This is a genomic window from Chryseobacterium formosense, from assembly GCF_900116415.1.
GTDB lineage: Bacteria > Bacteroidota > Bacteroidia > Flavobacteriales > Weeksellaceae > Chryseobacterium > Chryseobacterium formosense.
In genome coordinates, this window is sequence record NZ_FPAP01000006.1 from 138,725 (window position 1) to 162,930 (window position 24,206).

20 protein-coding genes are annotated in these 24,206 nt (G+C 35.0%); 12 read left to right on the forward strand and 8 right to left on the reverse strand.

What is annotated here, in order from left to right:
* Window positions 1-2 precede the first annotated feature (2 nt).
* The 5 genes from BM371_RS18895 to BM371_RS18915 all read right to left on the reverse strand — a co-directional run bounded on the left by BM371_RS18895 (window position 3) and on the right by BM371_RS18915 (window position 4,236).
* Complete coding sequence (locus BM371_RS18895; RefSeq protein ID WP_034677661.1) at window positions 3-887, reverse strand: bifunctional 5,10-methylenetetrahydrofolate dehydrogenase/5,10-methenyltetrahydrofolate cyclohydrolase; 885 nt, start codon at window positions 885-887, stop codon at window positions 3-5.
* A 29-nt stretch (window positions 888-916) separates the two neighbouring features.
* Window positions 917-1,207, reverse strand: coding sequence for a type II toxin-antitoxin system RelE/ParE family toxin (locus BM371_RS18900; RefSeq protein ID WP_034677662.1), 291 nt, complete (start codon window positions 1,205-1,207; stop codon window positions 917-919).
* A complete protein-coding gene (locus BM371_RS18905) occupies window positions 1,197-1,415 on the reverse strand; it encodes a hypothetical protein (protein WP_034677665.1) in 219 nt (72 codons plus the stop codon). Before BM371_RS18905 ends, BM371_RS18900 begins: the two co-directional genes overlap by 11 nt.
* 41 nt (window positions 1,416-1,456) lie before the next feature.
* Window positions 1,457-3,097, reverse strand: a complete 1,641-nt coding sequence (pgi, locus tag BM371_RS18910) for a glucose-6-phosphate isomerase (RefSeq protein ID WP_034677666.1) — start codon at window positions 3,095-3,097, stop codon at window positions 1,457-1,459.
* A gap of 215 nt (window positions 3,098-3,312) precedes the next feature.
* Window positions 3,313-4,236, reverse strand: coding sequence for a DUF4349 domain-containing protein (locus BM371_RS18915; RefSeq protein ID WP_034677667.1), 924 nt, complete (start codon window positions 4,234-4,236; stop codon window positions 3,313-3,315).
* A 204-nt stretch (window positions 4,237-4,440) separates the two neighbouring features.
* Here BM371_RS18915 and BM371_RS18920 point away from each other — a divergent pair, with 204 nt between their 5' ends.
* On the forward strand, window positions 4,441-5,799 hold the full coding sequence (locus BM371_RS18920) for an acyl-CoA dehydrogenase family protein (RefSeq protein ID WP_034677668.1): 1,359 nt from the start codon (window positions 4,441-4,443) through the stop codon (window positions 5,797-5,799).
* 86 nt (window positions 5,800-5,885) lie between these two features.
* On the opposite strand, the gene BM371_RS18925 is transcribed toward BM371_RS18920, so the two are convergent.
* The 3 genes from BM371_RS18925 to lon all read right to left on the reverse strand — a co-directional run bounded on the left by BM371_RS18925 (window position 5,886) and on the right by lon (window position 9,957).
* Window positions 5,886-6,263, reverse strand: a complete 378-nt coding sequence (locus tag BM371_RS18925; protein WP_034677670.1) for a DoxX family protein — start codon at window positions 6,261-6,263, stop codon at window positions 5,886-5,888.
* Window positions 6,264-6,363: 100 nt separating this feature from the next.
* Complete coding sequence (locus BM371_RS18930) at window positions 6,364-7,476, reverse strand: AI-2E family transporter (protein ID WP_034677671.1); 1,113 nt, start codon at window positions 7,474-7,476, stop codon at window positions 6,364-6,366.
* 72 nt (window positions 7,477-7,548) lie between these two features.
* Entirely contained in the window at window positions 7,549-9,957 is a 2,409-nt protein-coding gene (lon, locus tag BM371_RS18935; RefSeq protein WP_034677672.1) for an endopeptidase La, read from the reverse strand.
* 258 nt (window positions 9,958-10,215) lie between these two features.
* On the opposite strand from lon, the gene BM371_RS18940 reads away from it, so the two are divergent.
* The 11 genes from BM371_RS18940 to serS all read left to right on the forward strand — a co-directional run bounded on the left by BM371_RS18940 (window position 10,216) and on the right by serS (window position 23,903).
* Complete coding sequence (locus BM371_RS18940) at window positions 10,216-12,357, forward strand: peptidylprolyl isomerase (RefSeq protein ID WP_034677673.1); 2,142 nt, start codon at window positions 10,216-10,218, stop codon at window positions 12,355-12,357.
* 127 nt (window positions 12,358-12,484) lie between these two features.
* Window positions 12,485-13,435 carry an MlaD family protein gene (locus BM371_RS18945; RefSeq protein ID WP_034677674.1) on the forward strand — a complete coding sequence of 317 codons (951 nt, stop codon included), beginning with the start codon at window positions 12,485-12,487 and terminating at the stop codon, window positions 13,433-13,435.
* Between the two features lie 11 nt (window positions 13,436-13,446).
* Complete coding sequence (locus BM371_RS18950; protein ID WP_034677675.1) at window positions 13,447-14,781, forward strand: 4Fe-4S dicluster domain-containing protein; 1,335 nt, start codon at window positions 13,447-13,449, stop codon at window positions 14,779-14,781.
* Window positions 14,782-14,866: 85 nt separating this feature from the next.
* The gene (locus BM371_RS18955) at window positions 14,867-15,652 is read left to right on the forward strand and encodes a (Fe-S)-binding protein (RefSeq protein WP_034678269.1); all 786 of its coding nucleotides are present in this window, start codon (window positions 14,867-14,869) and stop codon (window positions 15,650-15,652) included.
* Between the two features lie 32 nt (window positions 15,653-15,684).
* Entirely contained in the window at window positions 15,685-16,815 is a 1,131-nt protein-coding gene (locus tag BM371_RS18960) for a hypothetical protein (RefSeq protein ID WP_034677677.1), read from the forward strand.
* Between the two features lie 24 nt (window positions 16,816-16,839).
* Window positions 16,840-17,328: a hypothetical protein gene (locus tag BM371_RS18965; protein WP_034677678.1), complete on the forward strand. Its 489-nt coding sequence runs from the start codon at window positions 16,840-16,842 to the stop codon at window positions 17,326-17,328.
* Between the two features lie 291 nt (window positions 17,329-17,619).
* Entirely contained in the window at window positions 17,620-18,762 is a 1,143-nt protein-coding gene (locus BM371_RS18970; RefSeq protein WP_034677680.1) for a glycosyltransferase, read from the forward strand.
* Window positions 18,759-20,018: a lipopolysaccharide biosynthesis protein gene (locus tag BM371_RS18975; protein ID WP_034677682.1), complete on the forward strand. Its 1,260-nt coding sequence runs from the start codon at window positions 18,759-18,761 to the stop codon at window positions 20,016-20,018. Before BM371_RS18970 ends, BM371_RS18975 begins: the two co-directional genes overlap by 4 nt.
* A 65-nt stretch (window positions 20,019-20,083) precedes the next feature.
* Window positions 20,084-21,997 carry an asparagine synthase (glutamine-hydrolyzing) gene (asnB, locus tag BM371_RS18980; RefSeq protein WP_034677683.1) on the forward strand — a complete coding sequence of 638 codons (1,914 nt, stop codon included), beginning with the start codon at window positions 20,084-20,086 and terminating at the stop codon, window positions 21,995-21,997.
* Window positions 21,998-22,019: 22 nt separating this feature from the next.
* A complete protein-coding gene (locus tag BM371_RS18985; RefSeq protein WP_034678270.1) occupies window positions 22,020-22,526 on the forward strand; it encodes a hypothetical protein in 507 nt (168 codons plus the stop codon).
* 108 nt (window positions 22,527-22,634) lie between these two features.
* Window positions 22,635-23,903: a serine--tRNA ligase gene (serS, locus tag BM371_RS18990; protein ID WP_034677684.1), complete on the forward strand. Its 1,269-nt coding sequence runs from the start codon at window positions 22,635-22,637 to the stop codon at window positions 23,901-23,903.
* The last annotated feature ends 303 nt before the right edge of the window (window positions 23,904-24,206 follow it).

The following is a 24,206-nucleotide window of genomic DNA, read 5'->3' on the forward strand; positions in this document are numbered from 1 at the left end:
AATTAGTCGTTATAGACCGAAGTTTTGTAGGCAATGATGGTGTTTTTCATCAACATCGCTCTTGTCATAGGCCCGACTCCTCCCGGAACTGGAGTTATCCAGCTTGCTTTTGCGGCACAGCTGTCGAAATCTACATCACCTGCCAAATAATATCCTTTTGGAGAATCGTTGTCTACTCTTGTAATACCTACGTCAACAATCACTGCACCTTCTTTGATCATTTCACCTTTTAAAAAGTGAGGATCACCTAAAGCGGTGATTACGATGTCTGCTTTTTTAGTGTATTCTTCGATATCTTTTGTGTAAGAGTGCGTCAACGTCACTGTAGAGTTTCCTGGAAAATCTTTTCTTCCCATCAAAATACTCATTGGTCTTCCAACAATTTTACTTCTACCGATGATGACACAGTCTTTACCTTTCGTTTCAATATTATATCTTTCTAATAATGTTAAAATCCCGAAAGGCGTCGCAGGCAAGAAAGTATCCATTTCCAAAGCCATTTTCCCGAAGTTCTCAGGATGGAAACCGTCAACATCTTTTCTCGGATCGATTGCGTTGATGATTTTTTCCTGATCGATCTGATCCGGTAAAGGCAACTGAACGATAAACCCGTCAACTGCTTTTGATTTATTTAATTCATCGATTTTTTCCAATAATTCAGATTCAGAAACCGTGCTTGGAAATTTCACTAAGCTAGATTGAAATCCTACTTCTTCACAGTCTTTCACTTTAGCATTTACATAGGCCTTGCTTGCACCATTGTTACCAACAAGAATGGCCACCAAATGTGGAGCTCTTCTTTTGCTGTCAAGAATTTTTTCAACTTCAGCCTTGATTTCCTGTTTTATTTCTTTGGATACTTTTAATCCGTCAAGAATTTCTGCCATTTTTACTTTTATTACTTTTTATTAGATTTTTAAGGATATTTCTCCGGATTCTGATGAGTGCAAAAAACGGAGACGATATAAATCATTTTTTCTTCTTCATTTATTTCATAGAAAATGATATAAGGAAATTTCTTGAGAGGAAAAGCTCTAATATCTCTATATTTTTTCTGAAAATAAGGATTAGTTACGATTCTACTTATTGAAAGATCAAGTTGCTTATTAAAACTTTTTAGAACTTTCAGCGAAATGTTCGCATAATACTCTGTTGCTTCCTCAATGTTTTCTTCAGCGATTGATAGAAATTTAAAATTAAAGACCATATTTTGCTCTAATTCTCTTCAAAGATTCCTTACCATCTACTGCTGTAGATCTGTCTTGTTTTAACGCTTCATCAATCACTCTTTTCATCTCATCCGTCAACTCAAAATCATCATCACTTTTCTCAAAAGCAATTTTCATTTTCTGTAAAAGATTCTCCATTAGAGTTTCTTCTTCCTTATCTTTTAGATGTATTGTGATGGTACTCATTTCCTTTATTTTTAATCAAAATTAATGAAAATCCGCAACAATTATTTATTCGATTTATAATAATTAATCAACCCATTTGTTGAAGAATCATGAGAGCTAATGGTCTCATTATTTTCAAGTTCCGGAAGAATTTTATTGGCTAAAACTTTTCCTAATTCCACTCCGAACTGATCGAAACTGAAAATATTCCAGATCACACCCTGAACGAAAATTTTATGCTCATACAAAGCGATTAGCTGACCCAATGAAAAAGGCGTTAATTCATTGATTAGTATAGAGTTTGTTGGTGTATTTCCATGGAAGACTTTGTAGTTTAATAAGAAATCAATTTCCTCATCAGATTTTCCTGAAGCTTTTAATTCCGCCTCAACTTCTTCTTCATTTTTACCAAATGCCAAAGCTTCAGTCTGAGCAAAAAAATTGGCTAATAGTTTATCTTGATGATCAGAAACTTTGTTCGGACTTTTTGCATATGCGATAAAATCTGCAGGAATCAATTCAGTTCCTTGGTGAATCAATTGATAGAAAGCGTGTTGTCCGTTTGTTCCCGGCTCACCCCAAATAATTGGTCCTGTTTCATATTCTACGAATTCGCCGTTTCTGTCGACACATTTTCCGTTACTTTCCATATCTCCTTGTTGAAAATATGCCGGAAATCTTTCTAAATATTGAGAATAAGGAAGAATTGCATGCGTTGTTGCAGCATAAAAATTACGATACCAGATTCCGATTAATCCCATCAAAATAGGAATGTTCTCACCAAATTCGGCTGTTTGGAAATGTTGATCCGTATCGTTAGCTCCTTTCAATAATTGCTCAAAGTTTTCGTATCCTACTGAAAGAACGATGCTTAAGCCAATCGCACTCCATAAAGAATATCTTCCGCCAACCCAATCCCAGAATTCGAAGATATTTTCTTCTGCAATTCCGAAGTCTTTAACTGCCTGAACGTTAGTTGATAAAGCAACAAAATGTTTGGCTACATCTTCCTGTTTTCCGGCTTTTAAGAACCAGTCTTTTGCCGAATTCGCATTTGTCATCGTTTCCTGAGTCGTAAATGTTTTAGAAGCGATGATAAATAAAGTTGTTTCAGGATTCAAGTTTTTTACAACTTCTGCCATATGATTTCCGTCCACGTTAGAAACAAAATGAACGTTTAGCCTTGTTTTAAAATGCTTCAAAGCAGAAACTACCATCACAGGTCCCAAATCTGAACCACCGATTCCTATGTTCACGACATCTGTAATTTCTTTTCCGCTGAAACCTTTGTGTGTTCCTGAAATAATACTTTCAGAAAAAGATTTCATATGATCTAAAACTCTCTTGATCTGAGGCTTGATATTTTCACCATCTACCAAAATTTCCTTGTCTGAAAAATCTCTCAAAGCAGTGTGAAGAACGGCTCTTCCTTCTGTTTCGTTGATTTTATCTCCCGAAAACATTTTAGAAATTGCATCCTTGAGCTGACACTCTTCTGCAAGATTTAATAATAATCCTTTCGTTCTTGAATCAATCAGATTCTTAGAATAATCGAATAAATAATTATTTTTTTTTATAGAAAACTCTTCAAAACGGTTGGGATTGTATTGAAAAAGACTTCTCAGATCAAAGTCATTATCACCAAAATGTTCGTCAAGATCTTTCCAACTGTTGGTTTGTGTAGGATTTATTTTAGATAGCATAAATTAAATTTAGGGTTTAAAAAGCTGATTTTTAGAAAATATCACATTTAAAATCACGATAATTAAAATGTAAGTTTTCAAACCGCAAATTTACGGAATTTTTGCGCAACGATGTTAATTGAGGATTAAAAATCAGTTTTCAAGGATTATCAGGATGAAAAATAAAACCTCCGCAAAAGCGAAGGTTCAAATAATCTATGTTGATAACCTAAAGGTTAGGATGCCGGATTTTCTTGGTTTGGTTGCTGAATTTTATTTTTAGATTGATTTTTTCTGTAAAAGTAAAATATCAGTCCGCAGATTAATAGAATTGGCCAAATCATAATTAATCCAACGATAAGTTTCTGAATTAAATAATAACCTTCCACAAAAGCATTTTTCGCACTGTAAAAAAAGTTGAATTTGTATTTGTTGTCAATGTTTTTTGAATTGATTACTGCAATTTCTGCAATACGAAGCTTGGGTTCTTTTATGTAAATATCAACAGTACTGTATTTAAGATTATCGGTTACGTTAAGATTGGCGAGTTGTTGCGAATTGTTTTCAGACATATTTTCATCACTCATTTTCACTTTGTCTTTTGTGGTTTTAAGTTCAGAAATATTTTCGCCGGTTTTCTTGATTCTTTTTCCCTCCAATTCAGCATATTTAATGTTTGAAGTTATGTCTTCCGCATTGATGATTCTTGAATTCAGGAATAGTTTTTTATCATTAATTAAAGTTAAAAGCTCACCCAATCTTGAAGAGGGAAATCTTACCTGCATTGTGTTTTCGGTCTGATATTTTTTCACAAGCATTGCTTCTTCATCGGAAGTATTGTAAGTGTCTTCAGAAATCACACGACTTTGCAGGTTGCTGTTGGTAACAAACCCGCCAAGTTCCTGAGCCGATTTTTCAATGGAAATTGTTGCATCATAAACATCCTTTACCTCCATATTAACATCAGCTGTTTTGATGAATTGCTTGTCTTTTACAGACATGGTTGCAGCAGATGAAACGCTGTCTGATACATTTACGTAGGCAGAATCTGCAGACGTTGACATTTCGTAATCACTTGCTGTTGCTTCGCCTTTTTTGCAAGAGTAAATTCCTAATAATAATGCTGTTGCAATCGTTAATCTGATGTGTGTCGTTTTCATAATATTTATTTTTAATGTTTTGCTTAACCCAAAGTTCCAGCAGAATCTTTTGTAATGTTTGAATATTGCAGGTAAACCTTTTGTAAATAATTATTTAGATTTAAATGATTGTTATTCAGTATTTTGTAAATGATATACGGAGCGTAGCGTGGTATTTCGGATTGATTTTTGCTGATGTTTTACAAATTAAAACTCAAAATAGATATGTCTAAAACCTTTTCTAAAATCCGAAACGCTATAGAACTTTTTAAAGCCATTGATTTTGATCAGCTGAGCGAAATTTCGCAAAAAGTAAATCTTCCGAAGCTGATGGAAAATTTTTCCAAGCTTGATGATAAGCAACTCAATGGAATGATGAAAATGCTGGATCCAAACAAAAAGAAAAAAGATCTTCCACCAATTGATGGCGATTTCTACGATATCTATCATACTCTGACTCCTGAGCAAAGGGAAGTTCAGCTTAAAGTAAGGGAGTTTATGGAAAAAGAAGTTAAGCCTTTGGTGAATCATTATTGGTTAAGAGACGAATTTCCGCATGAATTAATTCCAAAGTTTCAGAAACTTGATATTTGTGGGGTCACCTATGAAGGTTACGGTTGCAAAGGAATGCCTTTTCTGATGGAAGGCGTTATTGCAATGGAAATGGCGAGAATTGATGCTTCAATAGCGACATTTTTTGGAGTGCAATCGGGTTTGGCAATGGGTTCGATCTATATTTGCGGTTCTGAGGAGCAAAAACAAAAATGGCTTCCCCAAATGCAGAAATTCGAAAAAATTGGAGCTTTTGGATTAACCGAACCGGAAGTGGGTTCCGGAGCAGCAGGAGGCTTAACGGTTACCTGCAAAAAAACTCCTGAAGGCTGGGTTTTAAACGGAGAAAAAAAATGGATCGGAAATGCAACATTTGCTGACATTATTATTATTTGGGCAAGAGATTTAGATGACGGTGAAGTGAAAGGTTTTATTGTTGAAAAAGATAATCCCGGTTTTTCGGTACAGAAAATTAAAGGGAAAATGGCTCTTCGAATTGTACAAAATGGTTTAATTACATTAAAAGATTGTATCGTTACAGAAGAAAATCGTCTCCAAAATGCCAATTCATTTAAAGACACGGCAAAAGTATTGAGAATGACTAGAGCTGGAGTTGCATGGATGGCGACAGGTTGTGCAAGAGGAGCTTATGAAAGCGCTTTAGATTATACCAGAAAAAGAGAACAGTTCGGAAAACCAATTGCTTCTTTCCAAATGATTCAAGGGCATTTGGTGGAAATGCTTTCTAATTTAACCGCAATGCAAACAATGGTTTTCAGGCTTTCTGAAATGCAGGATGAAGGAATTTTGAAAGACGAACACGCTTCTTTAGCTAAAGTTTTTTGTACGTTAAGAACAAGAGATGTCGTTTCCAGAGCTCGTGAAGTGATGGGCGGAAACGGAATTCTTTTGGAGTATGATGTCGCAAGGTTTGTTGCCGATGCAGAAGCCATTTATTCTTATGAAGGAACAAAAGAAATCAATTCACTGATTGTCGGAAGATCGATCACCGGTTTCAGTGCATTTGTGTAAAAGTCAATAGTGAATTGTGAATTTTGCTTCGCAAGTGAATTTAAAATTGACAAGCAAGGCGAATTTACAATTCACTATTCACACTACTATTTCAGCAAAGCTTTATATTTTTCTTTGTTGTCAATAATTATCCAGATATTGATCAGGAAAAGAACTCCGGCAATCGACATTCCCATCGTTGATTTGTCAATCGTGAAGACGTGAAGAATAATTCCGACCATTACCGGTAAAATAACTATCGCGCCTAAAGCTCTTGTTTTTGGGAAAATAAATAATATGCCGCCAATTGCCTCTACGATTCCAACCAAAGGCATCAACCAATGCAATTGATTGAACGCTTCAAAAATTTTCATTTGCTCCGGTGTTTGTTCCGGCATTGGCATGTAGTTGAAAAGTTTGTTTAAGCCTGCATTAATAAACATGAGCCCAAAAATAAGACAGATAATAAATTTAATGATTTTCATAAATTGAATTTTTATTAAAATTAAATAAAATTCTAATTCGTTATAAAAAAATCACTAAATTTTTATATTTAATATTAATTATTCATTGCTTATTAATATTCTAATCCATTTCCTTTAAGGTGATGTTCTTAGAAATTTTGTAGCTTTTCTTTTTCTTATTGGGTTTTTCATCTTCGCCGAGAAGTTTTCCCCAAGGTTGCAATCCGTCGACTCTTTCAAAAATAATTTTAATAATCGCAATCGCCGGAATACACAGAAACATTCCTGAAATTCCCCAAAGATGTTCGCCTAAAAGAATACCGATAAAAGAAAATAATGCGTTAATTTTTACTTTTGAACCTACGACAAAAGGTAGAACAATATTTCCGTCGATCGCATGAACGATGACGTAACCAATTGCTACATACACGCAAGTGGAAACTGTTCCCGTCGCAAATGCAATAAAACAAGAAATTAAAAGCGAAATACAGATTCCGATGTAGGGAATAACATTTAATAAACCCGTTAAAACACCCAATAAAATGGCATATTTTACACCTAAAATAGTCAGAACAATGGTCGTAAGAACAGAGACGATAATTACCTGAAGACACAATCCGATGATGTATCTTTTCGTCATAATTCTTACCTCAGAAACCACTTCCTGAACGCTTGCTTTATGCTTTTCATTAAATACATTAACGATGAAATTGTTCAAAATTCTTCTGTAATTTAAGATGAAGATAAAAAACAAGATGAAAAACGCCAGAAATCCTAAGCTCGTAGAGAAAATTCCAAATGTAAATCCTAAAATGATTCCCGAAGAAGATAACAGTTTATTTAAACCCTGATCAAGATAATCGAGCTGTTCATCAATTTTCACATTGAAAGTATGCGAAACCCAGGTCTGAAGATTATGGAACACCAGATTGAACTGCTTTGTAAGATGCGGAATATCTTTGCTGAAACTTGAAATCTGTGTACTGAAGAAAAATATCATTCCGGTGAGAATAGTCAACATTATCATTACAGAAACAATGGTTGAAACCGATCTTGGAAACCTTAGTTTTTTTTCTAAAAAATTAGCAATCGGCAAAAAAAGCATAGCCATTAAAAATGCTAAAAAGAATGGAGCCAAAATGCTTTGTCCCAGCTTAATAAGATAGCCGATTCCGATAATGGAAATGACTGCCAATGCAAGTTTCGGAAGAAAAGGAAGTTTAAAAAAATTCATGGGAAAGTTTTTCTACACATAACAAAAACCTCACCGTTTTCCGATGAGGTTATAAATTTATAAATAAAAATTTTATTTTTCGATAGCCAGTTCCAGAACTTCGTTCATCCAGCTTACATAGTTTACTTTCAGGTTTTTCAGGTAATCCTGCTTGATTTCTTCTACATCCTTTCTGTTGGCTTCACACAAAATCACTTCTTTTATTCCTGCTCTTGTTGCAGCGAGTAGTTTTTCTTTAATTCCACCTACAGGAAGCACTTTTCCTCGTAAAGTAATTTCCCCGGTCATTGCAAGATGAGGTTTTATTTTTTTATTTTTAAATGAAGAAACCATTGAAGTCAGCATCGCAATTCCGGCAGAAGGTCCGTCTTTTGGTGTTGCACCTTCAGGAACGTGAACGTGGATGTTTTTCTTCTCCAAATCATCTTCACTGATTCCCAAATCTTCATGTTTGGCTTTAATATATTCCAAAGCAATCGTTGCAGATTCTTTCATTACTGTTCCCAGATTTCCGGTCATGGTAAGATTTCCTTTTCCATTGCTGATTAAGCTTTCGATAAATAAAATATCTCCTCCAACACTTGTCCAGGCCAAACCAGTAACAACTCCCGGAACATCCGTTAATTCAGATAAACTCTTCGGTCTTGGAACACCTAAAATTTCATCAACTTTTTCAATAGAAATTTTAGCATCATATTCTTTTACCAAAGCCGTCTGAAGGGCAACCCAACGTGCAATCGCTGCGATTCTTTTTTCTAAGGTTCTCACACCGCTTTCGGAAGTATGAGCTTCGATAATATGTTTCAGTTCAGAACTTCCAAGTTTGAAAGATTTTATAGTCAAACCGTTTTCGTCCTGTTGTTTTTTAATTAAATGTCTCTTCGCAATCTCGATCTTTTCCTCTAGTGTATACCCTGCAATCTGTATGATTTCCATTCTGTCTAAAAGCGGAGTCTGAATGGTTGAAAGTGAGTTTGCAGTTGCCAAAAACATGACTTTAGACAAATCGTAGCCCATTTCAAGGAAATTGTCATAGAAAGAGCTGTTTTGTTCAGGGTCAAGAACTTCAAGCAAAGCCGAACTCGGATCGCCGTGCATTCCTTTTCCTACTTTATCGATTTCATCCAAAACAATAACGGGATTTGATGTCCCGGCTTTTTTAATGGACTGAAGAATTCTTCCTGCCATCGCGCCAATGTAGGTTTTTCTGTGACCACGGATCTCGCTCTCGTCATGAAGTCCACCTAAAGAAACACGCATGTATTTTCTTCCCAAAGCATCGGCAACCGATTTCCCCAAAGAGGTTTTACCAACTCCGGGAGGACCTACCAACAATAGAATTGGCGATTTCATATTGTTCTTTAATTTTAAAACAGCCATGTGCTCTAAAATTCTTTTTTTGATGTCTTCTAAACCAAAATGGGCTTTATCTAAAACTTTCTGGGCTTTTTCAATATCAAAAGTATCTTTTGTGAAAGTATCCCAAGGAAGATCGGTGAAGAAATCCAGGTAATTTCTCTGAACATTGTAGTCGGGAGAATTTGGGTTTTGACGCTGAAGCCTGTTGATTTCTTTTAGGAAATGTTCTTCAACATCAGCATTCCAGTTTTTGGTTTTTGATTTTTTAATTAAATCTTCAACATCGCTTTCCGGGCCACCTCCCAATTCATCCTGAATCGTTCTGATTTGCTGGTTTAAAAAATATTCTCTCTGTTGTTTGTCTAAATCTTTGGAAGTTTTCTGATGAATCTGATTTCTCAGTTCCAGCTTTCTGAAATCCTCATGCATCATTTCATAGCACTTATTGGCTCTTTCCATTAGATTTTTCTCTTCCAGAAGCTTTTGCTTTTCTGAATAAGGGAAATTGGCATTTGTGCTGATGAAATTTAAAAGATCATCATTATTGTTGATATTTTTTATTGCAAAATTGGCAGCATTGGGAATGTTCGGATCAAGCTCAATAATTTTCAGAGCCAGATCTTTAATATTCTCTAGTAATGCTTCATATTCTTCCTTGTTTTTAGCTTTCGTATCTTTTAGCTTGGCGATTTCAGCTTTAAAATAAGGTTGGCTGTTTACAATTTTCTTGATTTTAAACCTTTGAAAACCTTTGGTGATTGCTGTAATATTCCCTTCTGGAAGTTTGATGATCTTAATAATCTTTGCCAAAGTTCCTGTCTGATAAAGATCTTTTTCGGTTGGCTGCTCAATATCAGAGTTTTTCTGGCTTACGATTCCGATGTAATCGCCATTTTGCTGCGCTTCTTCAAGCAACTGTATCGATATCTTTCTTCCTGCAGTAATAGGAATTACAACATTCGGGAACATTACCATATTTCTTACCGGAAGTATTGGGAAAATATTCTGGTCAGAGCTTTTCTCTTGATCTACATTCAGGTCAGAAAGATTGATTTCTTCGGCAACGATGTTGAAACCGTCCCCAAGAATATCATCAAAATTTATATCTTCAAATTCTGTCATAATAAATCGAATGACAAATTGTCATTTTCAGTTAAAGTCGTTAGATTGATATTTCACAATATGCTTTTAAAAAGCAATATACGTGAATTGTATTAAAGATTGTCAAGTTTAATGCCATTTGTTAATCATCAAAAAATACGGTCAAAATTTCCATTTTAAGAGTATTTGAATTTTAAAAATTAAAAAAACGACTTATATTTCTGTAATTTCTTAAAAATGTGTATTTTCGCACACTGATATAAAAACTATATTTATAAAATGGCAATTTTAGGACAGATTAGGAGTAAGCCTTGGCTTTTAATGGGCGTTATCGCATTGGCACTTTTGGCCTTTTTGGTAAATCCTGATAGTATTGATAAGGTTTTTGGAAAAAACCCTGATGTTTTAGGAAAAGTAAATGGTGAGAAAATTACCCGTGAAGAGTTTAACGACCAGCTTTTTGTATTACAGCAGCAGGCGGAGCAGCAAGGACAGCCGAAAAACGGTCTTGAAGAGCAGGCTTGGCAATTATTGGTACAATCAAAGTTAATTAAGCAGCAGTTTGAAAAAATGGGCTTTGAAATGACTGATGATTTGTTCTGGAGTCAGATCCAGTTCGATCAGATGTTTGCTCAGAATCAACAGTTGTTTGACGAAAAAGGTAACTTCAAACTTCAGGAGCTTAAAAAAGAAGTTGAAACTTTACAGAATACAAATCCCGAAGCTTACAGTCAATGGTTGAAAACCAGAAAAACGATTGAGTACAGAATAATGGCAAGACAGGTTTTTGCTAATATTTCTACAGGGATCACTACCGGTAAAAAAGAAGCTGATGAATTGATGAAAGAAAGAGATCAGCTTGCTGATATCGATTTCGTAAAAGTAGATTACGCTTCTTATCTTCAGAAAAACAAAATTAAAGTTACGACTGAAGATCTGAAAAAATATATTGATGAACATCCGGTGCAGTTTAAAACTGAGCCGAGCAGAAATTTAGGGATTGCATTTTTCCCTTCTCTTCCAAGTGCTGCTGATGAGGCGGCTGTACAGAAAGAGATCACAAAAATCTTCTCTGGCGGTACTGATGCAAGTGGTGGTAAAGAAAACTTCCAGAATACAACAAACGATTCAATGTTTGTAATGGCAAATTCAGATATGCCTTACAATAACGCTTATGTTCCGGCAACTCAAATGCCTCAAGGATTACAGGGTAAAATCGAAACTGCTGCAATCGGACAGGTTTTCGGACCTTACAAAGAGCAGAATCTTTATGTATTGTCTAAATTGATTGACAAAAAACCATCAGATTCTACATTGTCAAATCATATTTTAATCTCTTACAAAGGTGCTGAGAGATCTACCGCAACAAGATCTAAAGAAGAAGCTAAGAAAATTGCGGACAGTTTAATGGCTGTAATTAAAGCTAATCCTGCAAAATTTGCAGAAGGTCTAAAGCTTTCTGATGAACCGGGTGCTGTTGAAAGAAAAGGTAGTGTGGGTTGGACGACTCCTCAAAGTCAGTTTGCTCCAGGATATTTAGCGTTTTTGGCTAATAATCCTAAAGGTGCAACAGGTTTGGCCGAAACAAGTTTCGGTTACCACATCATCAATGTTGAAGATAAAAAATCCGGAGCAATGGGTTATAAAATTGCTCACATCGTAAAAACAATCAAGCCTTCTGATGCTACTGAAGCAGAAACAGATAAAAAAGCAAGAAGATTTATTCAGCAGATTCAGGGGAAATCTTTCAACGATTTCGTAAACATTGCTAAAAAATCAAACTACCAGTATTCTAATGCTAAATCTGCAAAAAGATTTGACGGTCAGTTACAAGGTTTAGGAACAGATAAAGACGGTGAAATCATTGCTTGGGCTTTTGATAAGAAAAGAGAAAAAGGTGATACCGAATTCTTTACAGTAGACGGCACAGGAGATAAAATTGTTGTTTACTTGAACGGAAAACAAGAAAAAGGTCTTGCAGATCCTGAATCTGTAAGAGATCAGATAGAAACAGTTGTTCAGAATAAACTGGCTGCAAAACAGATTTCAGCTAAAATCGGAAAAGCAGGAAGTTTAGATCAGGTTGCTAAAACATTTGCTACAACTAAGCAATCTGCACAGGTAAATATGCTTAATCCTTCTGTAGCCGGAGCAATGGAGCCTAAAGTTGCTGGTGCAGCATTTGGGATTGCAAAAGGAAAAACTTCAAACCCGATCGAAGGTGGAACAGGCGTTTATGTGATCGTTAAAAAGAACGAAACTCTGAACAAACAACCTGGAGACGCCAAGCAGTTTACTGAGTCTGTTACTCAGAGAAATGCAGGAATGTTTGGTCAGGCTTGGTTGAAGAGCTTACAAGATAATGCAGATATCGATGATTACAGAATCGAAATCTGGAGCAAGCTTGGAACTCAGCAATAAGATTCTGATTTAAAAATATAAAAGCGCCAAATTATTTTGGCGCTTTTTTTGTATTTTACGCAGAGCAATAAAGAGAAAGATTAACTTAAAATGTGCTATATTTGCTACATTAGAAAAAATTTAACAAGTGAAATTCAGTAAAGAATTAAAAGCTGGTTTAATCGCGCTTTTAGCCATCGTCGGCTTTGTGATTTTATTCCAATTCATGAAAGGCAGAAGCCTTTTTACTACCGATAATATATTTTACGCTAAATATGATAATGTGGAGGGATTAACACAATCTGCTCCTGTTTCCATTAATGGTTTGAAAGTAGGGCAGGTTGACAAGATCATTCCTCAGACAACCAAAGATGGGAAAATACATTTTGTCGTAAAAATAACCGTAGATAACAATTTTGAATTTTCAAAAAATTCCAATCTTGAAATTTTCGAGCCGAGCTTAATGGGCGGTAAAGAAATGAGAGTGAATTTATTCTATGGTGGCGAAACTGCAAAAGATGGTGACACCCTTAAAGGAGCTTTTAAGCTGGGAATGATGAACAGTCTTTCTTCTCAGGTTGGTCCTGTGAAAGATCAGCTGCAAACTGTTTTGCATAGAGTAGATTCTTTGATGGCAAATGCGAATCAGGTGATGAATGCTCAGAACAGAGAAGAAATTAAAGTTTTACTTCATAATTTGAATAAAACAGTTGGCGCATTAGAAACTACAGCAGGAAGTGTAAATAGATTGGTTGGAAACAACGACCCTAAACTTCAGAAAGTTTTGGATGAAGCAAGTCTTACCATGAAAAGCGGTAAAGTTACTTTAGAAAAATACGGAAATCTTGCAGAAAGTATTGATACAAAACAATTGAATCAAACAATTGCTAATCTTGATCAGACTGTAGGAAAACTGAACAGTGTTGTTGCAGGAATCGACAGAGGTGAAGGAAGCCTAGGTAAAATCATGAAAGACGACCAATTGTACAATAATCTGAATTCTGCTTCTACAAATCTGAATTCTTTAATTGAAGATATGAAAGCCAATCCTAAGAGATACATCAATTTCTCGGTTTTCGGTAAGAATAGTAAAGACTAAAAAACTTAACCATGCAGTATCTTGATAATGTACTTTTTCTGATTTTGCTGATTGCAGGTTTCGGGCTATTCGGAAAAAGCCTTATGAAAATCTACAGAAACATCAGATTAGGAAGAGAAATTAACCGTAGCGACAGAAAAGCAGAGCGATGGGAAACTATGGCTCGTGTAGCAATGGGACAAAGCAGAATGTCGGCAAGACCAATTGCGGGAGTTCTCCATCTATTTGTATATGTAGGTTTTATTATTATTAATATTGAACTAATAGAAATCATCGTTGACGGAATCTTCGGAACCCATCGTTTCTTAGCTACAGTTTTAGGTGACGGTTTCTACAGTTTCTTTACAGCAACCTTAGAAATTTTAGCACTTTTGGTAATCATTGGAGTGGTTACTTTCTTTATTCGTAGAAATTTTTATGGAGTGAAAAGGTTAACAATGAAAGAACTTTTCGGTTGGCCAAAAAATGATGCAAACTGGATTTTGATCATTGAATTTGCTTTAATGATCGCTTTCTTAACGATGAATTCTTCTGACCTCATTTTACAGCAGAGAGGAGTTCTTGCAGCACATGGAAGCTTCCCGATCAGTGAAATGACATTGGTTCCATTCTTAGAAGTTTTCAGTTTTGATAATATTTTTTTAGAAATCGTTGAAAGAGGAGCTTGGTGGTTTCACTTCGTAGGGATCCTGTTCTTCATGAATTACCTTTATTATTCAAAACATTTACATATTATTCTTGCATTTCCGAGCACTTGGTATGCAAACCTTGATTTGTACGGGAAATTCAATAATCTTGAATCGGTAACAAAAGAAATCAAGTTGATGATGGATCCGAATGCTGATCCTTATGCAGCTCCTGCAGAAGGTACAGAAGAAGCTCCTTCAAAATTTGGTGCGGAAGATGTTTTCGATTTAAATCAGGTTCAGTTGCTGAATGCCTATTCTTGCACAGAATGTGGAAGATGTACTTCGGTTTGCCCGGCAAATATTACGGGTAAAAAGCTGTCTCCGAGATTGATTTTAATGAAAACAAGAGACCGTCTTGAAGAAGTAGGAAGAAACATCGATAAAAACGGAAAGTTTGAAGATGATGGCAAGAAACTGCTGAACGATTATATCACAAAAGAAGAACTTTGGGCTTGTACAACCTGTAATGCTTGTACACAGGCTTGTCCGGTATTGCTTGATCCACTTTCTATCATTTTCGAAATGAGAAGATTCCTGGTGATGGAACAATCTGCAGCGCCACAGGAACTAAACCTGATGATGACCAACGTAGAAAACAATGCCGCACCTTGGCAATACAATCAGGCGGATCGTCTGAACTGGGCGGCGGAAAATTAGATAATTAATCAATTTGAAAATTTGAAAATTGGTTGTTCTACACATTTTCAAATTCTCAAATTCTCACATTTTCAAATTGAACAAAATGGATTTCAATATAAAAACAATGGCGGAATACGCAATGGAAGGCAAATCTCCGGAAGTTCTTTTCTGGGTAGGTTGTGCCGGAAGTTTCGACGACAGAGCCAAAAAAATAACCAAAGCTTTCTGCAAAATTTTAAATAAAATCGGAGTTGAATTTGCTGTTCTCGGACAGGAAGAAAGCTGTACCGGTGATCCCGCAAAACGTGCCGGAAACGAGTTTGTCTTCCAGATGATGGCCATGACGAACATTGAAGTTCTGAATGCGTATGAGGTAAAAAAAATCGTTACGGCTTGTCCGCACTGCTTCAATACTTTAAAAAATGAATACCCGAATCTGGGTGGAAATTATGAAGTGATTCATCACACGCAGTTTTTGAGACAATTGATGAATGAAGGCAGGCTGAAAATTGAGGGTGGAACTTTCAAAGGAAGAAGAATTACTTTCCACGATCCCTGTTATTTAGGAAGAGCTAACGGTGAATATGAAGCTCCAAGAGAGCTTTTAGAAAAGCTTGATGCAGAATTAATTGAAATGAAACGTTGCAAAACCAATGGTCTTTGTTGTGGAGCAGGTGGAGCACAAATGTTTAAAGAGCCTGAAAAAGGTAAGAAAGACATCAACATTGAAAGAACTGAAGAAGCTTTATCTTTCGAACCTAAAGTCATTGCAACAGGTTGTCCGTTCTGTAATACCATGTTGACGGACGGTGTAAAGCATTTCAATAAAAATACGGAAGTAGAAGTAAAAGATATTGTAGAGCTTTTGGCAGAAGCTGAAGATCTATAAAAATTTTTCTGGAAAGGATAAATCTTGAGTTTATGAAATTAAAATGGGGTTTATCCTTTCTTTTTTTTATTCTCGGTTTAAGTTTTCTTACTTATTCCTGTTATCAAAACAGAGTGTACGATTGGGATATGCCCGGTTATTTAGGAAGTATTCTTTCATGGGAACATCCGAATGAACCTAAAAAAGTGCACGAACTGGTTTATTCTACCATCAAAGAAGAAGCTTCAGCAAAAGAATTTCATGATATTGTCGCCTATAATCATGCGAATGAAGTTTTCACAGCTGATTATAAAGCATTTGGTGAGCAATTGCCGTATTATCAGATTAAAGTTGGTTTTAATGTTGCGGTTTATGCTTTGTACAAAATAGGGTTTACCGGTCCTCATGCGGTTCTTATGGTGAATATTTTTTCCTATTTCATTGCAGGATTGCTCCTCTTTTATCTGGTGAAATTTTTATTCCCTAAAAATTATTTTATACCTCCCGTTATTTCGCTTTTCGTTCTCTGGTTGCCACCTGTAAGAAGCATGGCAGAAAATCCCACTCCGGATCCTTTTTTGTTTGTTTTTATGCTGTTTTTTATGATAAGCATATTGCAGAAGAGAAGTTCTTTAGTTCATTATATTATTCTTCTTTGTTGTGTTTTAATAAGACCAGATTATATTCTGTTTGCGGCAACGTATCTTTTTGCAACATTTGTGTTTAAATTTTTTAATGAAAACAAAAAGCTTGATTATTCTTTGATTATTCAGGGTGCTTCGCTCGCTTTGATTTATATAGCGATCATTAAATATTATCATTATCCCGGTTGGAAAGATTTATTTTATGACAGTTTTTTCTACAGAAGACCTCTGATTTCAGCCGAAAAAGCAGATTTTACTTTTAAACAATACTTTGATTATTTTATTTTTAAACTTATTAACTTTAAGAAAATAACTTTAGTGTCGTTGATTTTGCTTGGTGCGATATTTTATTTTTCAAAAGAAATTTGGATCAGGATTTTGGCAGTTCTGTTTTTTTCAAACATTTATATCAAATTTATATTCTTCCCGGACAGCGCCAATTTGAGGTTTTTTATTGGTTTTGTTATTCTGCTTTTCATTATATTTCTATATGCTATCAGTAAAAAATACAATGGTTTTCAACTCAGGAAAATTGCGTAATTTTACTTTTTAAATTTATTCAGTATGAAAATTGAAGAATCTAATATCGTTGAAGCAAACGATTACAGAGTGATTATATATCCCGCATCAAGACCTTTTACGACGAAGGAAGCAAAAGTAATTACAGAGAAACTGTATGATTTTCTGGCAGGTTGGGCAGCACACGGAAAACCACTTTCGTCATCTTTTAAAATTGAGAATAACCAGTTTATCATTATTTGTGTAGATGAAGAGAAAGAAATGGCTTCAGGATGCAGCATCGATGCTTTAGGAAAGATCATGAGAGAAATTGATGAAGAATATCAATTAGGTTTATTCGACAGAATGAAAGCAAGTTTTGTTGAAAACGGAGAAGTGAAAACATTAAAGCTTTTAGATTTTAAAAATAAAATCAGAAGCGGAGAAATTTCGAAAGACATCGAAGTTTTTGATTTCTCGAAAAATACATATTTAGAATTTTTAGGAAATTTTTTATTGCCGTTTAACAAAAGCTGGGCGGTAACTATAAAGTAGTTCTTTACAAAATACTGAAAATTCCTCTTGGCTTCTGATTGTTAGAAACCGATGAGGAATTTTTTATCATATTATTTAAACTGAATTCGAGCTAAGTAATCTAACTAAAGTTTTTTAAACGCTATGTCCGCAAATTTTTTTTCATTTATTTTTGTAAATATTTCCCGTTCGCAAAGGCGTTTCACTCAGCAAAGGCTTCTGCTATCATTGGCTGAACGAAGTGCCTTTGCGAACGAGAAATAAAATAGTAAAAGAATTAATTGCTTCGCGATCATAGCGTCAAAATTTTACATGAATAAAATCCTATTCTTAACCACTGCGCATAATTATGACGATGACAGAATCTTTTTTCATCAGGCGAAAGAATTAATTACCTCTGGTTTTGAAGTGAAAATTTGTAGTTTAACATCAGATTTTAAAGGTAAAATTGATGAAATTGATATAGAATCTTTTGATATTTTAAATCAATCAGCAAAAACAAAAACGCAGAAATTTCTCGATGTCTGTAAGGCTTTTCAACCTGATTGTATAATTTGTTCAGAGCCGATTGCCGTTATCGCAGCCCATAAATTCAGTAAAACCCAAAAAATCAGTATTGTTTACGATATTACAGAGTGGTATCCTGCGATGTCGATGCTTCAGGATTATAGTTTTCCGATGAAGCTGATTCATGGATTTAAATTTTTCCTGATTCAGTTGTATGCAGGTTTTTTGAGCACACATTTTATTTTCGGAGAAGAAACCAAAAAATTTCCGCTGGCTTATTTTTTTCCGTTTAAAAAGAAAATGATCCTGCCTTATTATCCGCATGAAAAATTTGTTTCTGAAAACATCAAAAAACTCAGCCCCAACGAAATTACGCTTTGCTATACCGGAGCTCTTTCGGAAGATAAAGGAATTGGTAATTTTTTCAATGCTGTCGAAGAACTGAACAAAAGAAATCCGCAGCTGAATATTAAAATTCTGATCGTAGGTTCAACCAGAAGTGAAAGTGATCGAGAGTATTTTGCTGAAATTCTTACCAAATCTTCGGTAAGAAATATTGAGATCAAACAACCAACCTCATTTGAAAGTTTTACGAAAGCTTTTGCTGATGCAGATATTTGTTTTGATCTGAGAAATTTTAATTTTGAAAATCATCATTCGCTTCCGATCAAGCTTTTTTATTATATGGGAGCCGGAAAACCGATTATTTATTCGAATTTAAAAGGAATCAGAAAGCATATGAATGTTTCCGGGTTTGGTTTTTTGGTTGATCCTAAAGATTCTGTGAAGATTGTAGCCCATGTTGAAAATTATCTCAGAAATTCAAAATTATATGATCTTCATGCAGCCAATGCAAGAAAAGAATTTATGGAACATCATAATTGGAAGGTGATCAAAAATTCTTTTGTTAACTTTATTCAGAATTCTTTACCAAAAAGCAACAGATGAAACAGCTCAAAGTTGTTCAGACTTTCATTTCGAGGTTTCTCATTTTGATATTAAGCTTTGGCTTGGTGATCTTTTCTACAAATATGTGGGGAAGTGAAGGGAAAGGAACAATTTCGATTGTCATTGCGAATGTTGCCGTTGTCAGTTTTTTCAGCAGTATTTTTTCGGGAAGCAGCACTTCTTATTTTGCCAGAAAGTTTAAAATTGAGCAGGTTCTGGTTTATTCTTATCTCTGGTCAGTTGTTACAGGAGTTGCAGTTCCGCTGTTGTTTAGTTTTGCAGGAATTCAAAGCGATTATTTATATGATCTGATCGGGATTTCCGTACTGTCTTCACTTTTATCGACCAATATCAATTTGTTTATCGGGACGCAAAATATCAGACTATTTAATATTTATACGGTTTTACAGCAGCTTGTTCATGTTTTATTTATTGTTTTCCTGATTTATATTATCAAACTAAAAGATGTTTCAGTTTACTTTTTAGCGCAGATTTTATGTCTGCTCTTTCTATTACTGACCAGTCTTTTCTTTATTTTAAAAAAATGTAAAAGCTCTGAATTTTCTTTCTCAAAAGATGTTTTCATCAACATGTTTGAATACGGATGGAAAACTCAGCTCAGCGCATTCATACAGTTTCTCAATTACAGGCTTTCCTTTTATTTTCTTGAACATTTTGAAGGGATTGCCGCAGTCGGAATTTTCTCTATAGGAATCACCTTTTCTGAAGCGATCTGGACGATCACGAGAAGTATCGCCGTTGTTCTTTATTCCGATGTTGTAAACAGCGAGAGTAGAGAAGATTCTATTTTTAGAACAAAGTCTTCACTAAAACTTTCGTTTACCCTAATGGTTGTTTTTGTTTTAGGAATTCTCGTTATTCCGGGCTTTATTTATACGCAGATTTTCGGCGAAGAATTTAGTGAGACAAAAAAGATCATGCTATTGCTGTCCCCCGGAATTTTTGCCATTGCAGTCAGCGATATGATCGGATATTACTTTTCGGGGATCAAAGAACTCAGAATTTTAAACATCAAATCAATAATCGGATTGTTGATTACCGTTGCCTGTTCATTTTTAATCATTCCGAAATGGGGAATTTTTGGAGCCTGTTTGGTAACCACATCTTCCTACATCGTTTCAGCAGGAATTTTATTCTGGAAATTTTATCAGTCTACAGATTTTAAGATCAAAGATTATATGATTTCAAAAGATGAGATCAATACTTTAATTAAAACTTTTTCTAAAAAAAGCTAATTATTTTTCTTGGTTTAAATTAAGTCCAAATCCTTATTTTTACCATTCCAAAAAGCTTTTAAAATATGTGCGGAATCTGCGGCTATTATTCATTTAAGAAAGAAATTTCTTCTAAAAATATTTTAGAAATGAATAGAGCCATCCGTCACCGCGGTCCGGATGACGAAGGTTTCTGGACTTCTGATGGATTCGCTGGTGAATCTTTTTCCGGAAACGATTCTACACAAAAAATTAAAGAAACTTTTCCTGTTCTGGATGAAACTTCTTCAAAAATTGCTTTGGGTTTTCGCAGACTTTCGATTGTAGATTTGTCCGAAAAAGGTCACCAACCGATGCTTTCCGATGATGAAAAAATTACCATTACTTTCAATGGTGAGATTTATAATTTTAAAAAAATCAGGAAAGAACTTGAAGATTTAGGTTATAGTTTTAAAAGTAGTTCAGATACAGAAGTTATATTAAAATCTTACGAAGAATGGGGAACTGAAATGTTCGTTAAATTCGACGGAATGTTTGCGATCGCTTTAATTGATTTAAACCAACAAAAACTCATTCTGGCAAGAGATAGAGTCGGGCTGAAACCCTTATTTTATTTTAAAAATGATGATGCTTTGGTTTGGGCGTCAGAAATAAAATCTATTCTGAAAAATGAATTCATCAAACCTGAAATCAATTGGAACGGAGTATATACGAATTTCCTTTTTCAGACCACTTTGGCTCCTGAAACCTGTTTTAAAGGCATTTATTCATTGGAACCAGCCAGTTTTTTAACGATTGGTTTAAAAGATTTTTCAACATTAAAACAGTTTTACTGGAATTTTCCTGCTAAAAGAAACAATAATATTACAGAAGATGAAGCAGTTGCAAAAGTTGACCAACTTCTTTCTGAAAGTGTAAAAGAACAACTTTTTGCCGATGTTCCGGTCACGAGTATGATGAGCGGCGGAATTGATTCTACTTTGATTACCGCCAAATCTAAGCCTTATAAAAATGATATTAATGCATTCACAATCTCGTACCAATTTTCAGAAAGCGAAGTTGAAAATGCATCTTTGTTAGCGGACAAGATCGATATTCGGCATCATGTGAAGAAAGTTTCGGATGGTGAGATTTTAGATCAGTTAAAAGAAAATATTCAGCATTTTGAAGAACCTTACAGCAGTTTGGAAGTGTTGATGAATGCTGCAGAATATGCAAAAAATAATGGTTTTAAAGTTGTTCTAAGCGGAAACGGAGCCGATGAACTTTTTGCAGGATATTCTCATTCTTTGAAGCTTAATAAATGGCTTTCCATGAGAAATTTCAATTTTGTTCGTCATTTTATTTTGACCAACGATAATTTTTCAAAAAAAGTGAAAAACTATTTATCTCAGGATGATATGCTGGACTTTTTCCGCCAAAGTCAGGTGGGAATGAAACCTTTGGAAGCTAAAAATGTTTTTTCTGAAAATATTTTTAATTCATTTCAGATCAATTTAAAAGATAGGCAATTATCTGAAAGCAAAGATTATCAGGGGCTTTTTGAATATGACATGAAATATTCTCTGTCTTCGCATCATGTTTTCAGAGACGATCTGAGCGCGATGAAATATAGCGTGGAATTCCGTTATCCTTATTTGAGCAATGATTTAATTGAGTATGTTTCTTCATTACCGGAAAAATTGCGTTACAATGGTATTCAGAATAAACCGCTTCTTAGAAAAGTTGCTGAAAAATATCTTCCTCAGGAGATTTTACAGATGCCGAAGCGTGGGTTTTCTTTTCCGCTTGCCCATTTTATTAAAACTGAACCGAAAGTAAGAGATTTTATTCTTGAAAATTTAAGCAGTCTGAAAAAGAGAAATTTTTTCAATGCAAAAGTTATCGATGAATGGTGGAACAACCAAAAAAATGAGTATGATTGTGTGAAAATCTGGCAATTGGTCACTTTTGAGCTTTGGTATCAGAAATATTTTGAAAATCACTCAACTTATTTTTGATGAATATTTTATCTTTGTGCAAATGAAGAAATTATTTCCCTTATTGATGCTTTTCGGTCTTACACTTCTCAGCTGCGGAAGTGATGATGAAGATTTGCAGAAAATCGACCAGATATTCAATCTTTATATTCAGGATTCTTCGGGAAAAACCATGCTGAATCCTACAAAAGTAGGTTCTTTTACAGGAGTTTCTTTCAATGATGAACTGGCTGATAAAGATATCGCTAATGTAAATTACAGCCGCAAAATGCTCGCTGATTCCACTTATTATATCGAATATATTGCCGGAGCAACCAGAGAATTTGTGGCAGATGAAGCAGATGGAAGTAAAACCTACAGATCTCTGTTGGAAGTTTCTTTAACCAAGAAAATATCCGAAACTCAGAATGATCCTGTGGTGATCGATAGGATGGAAATATTTTACCGATCCTCATCCTCCGTTTTTGAAGTTTCCAGAGTCCTTTATAACAATCAATTGATTTTTACGAAGGTTCAAGATCAGCCCAATACCGCTATAGTCACAAAATAAATCTTAAATTTGCAAAATTGCGGGATGCAGGATGCACGATGATGGAAGTTTTAAAATATTTTCTCATCAAATTAACATCAGGTACCCATCATCAAACACCCAACAACTATGTTACAGGTTAATTTTTTGCGCGACAACAAAGAGCGCGTTTTAGAAGGTCTTCAGAAAAGACAATTCAAGAATCCTGAGTTGGTAGACGAGGCTATTGCTACCGACGAAGAAAGAAAAAAAATTCAGTTTGAATTAGATTCTCAGCTTTCCGAGATCAACAAAATTTCCAAAGAAATTGGAATGTTGATGAAAGAAGGAAAAAAAGAAGAAGCAGAATCTGCAAAGTCTAAAACAGCACAATATAAAGAGTCGACGTCGGAATTAAAGTCACAGCTGGATGTAAAAGAAAAAGCGTTATTGGATATTTTATTTCAGATTCCGAATATTCCTTACGAATTGGTAAAAGCAGGTATTTCTGCCGATGATAATGAAATCATTTATCAGTCTCATGATGTGGAAGGTTTGGGTGAGGGCGCAATTCCGCACTGGGAACTGGCAAAAAAATACAACCTGATCGATTTTGAACTGGGCGTGAAAATTGCCGGAGCAGGTTTTCCTGTATATTTCGGGAAAGGAGCAAGATTGCAGAGAGCTTTGGTGCAGTATTTCTTAGATAAAAATACAGATGCAGGTTACCTTGAGGTAAATCCGCCTCACGTGGTAAATGAAGCTTCTGGCTACGGAACAGGACAGTTGCCGGATAAAGAAGGACAGATGTATTATGTAAATGCAGATGATTTATATTTAATTCCTACTGCAGAAGTTCCGGTGACGAATTTATACCGTGATGTTTTATTTGAGGAGAAAGATCTTCCGATTAAAAATACAGCCTTTTCTCAATGTTACAGAAGAGAAGCGGGAAGTTACGGGGCTCACGTAAGAGGTCTTAACCGTCTTCACCAATTTGAAAAAGTGGAAATTGTAAGAATTGAAAAACCTGAGAATTCTTATGCTGTTCTGGAAGAAATGGTAGAGCACATCAAAGGAATTTTGGAAGACCTGGAATTGCCTTACAGAGTATTAAGACTTTGTGGTGGAGATACGGGTTTTGCTTCTGCAATGACCTATGATTTTGAAGTCTGGAGCGCAGCTCAGGAGAAATGGCTGGAAGTAAGTTCAGTTTCCAACTTTGAAACGTTCCAGGCAAACCGATTGAAGTGCCGTTACAAAGCAGACGGGAAATCTCAATTGGTTCATACCTTAAACGGTTCAGCAATGGCGTTACCAAGAATTATGGCGGCGTTGCTTGAAAATAATCAGACTGAAGAAGGCATTAAGCTTCCTAAGAAAATCGCTGAGTATGCGAGATTTGAATTGATTAATTAATTTTAATAAATTTCATATAAAAAAGCCATCCGGTTCGGGTGGCTTTTGTTGTTTTATAGTACAGTTTTAAAGTTATTTTTTTTAAAATAATTTACTTGTAAAAAATATTTCAGACACGACGAGTTCTGTCGCTGCACAGGATTACATTTGTATTATTAACTAATAGTCAACAGATTATGGAAAAAGCACAGTGAATTATTTTGAAGTGAATTTAAAATATTTTAGATTTGCAGAATTAAACCAAACACAAAATATGATGAACAAAGATGAATAAAACTATTAACCTTCAACAGACGCATTTTT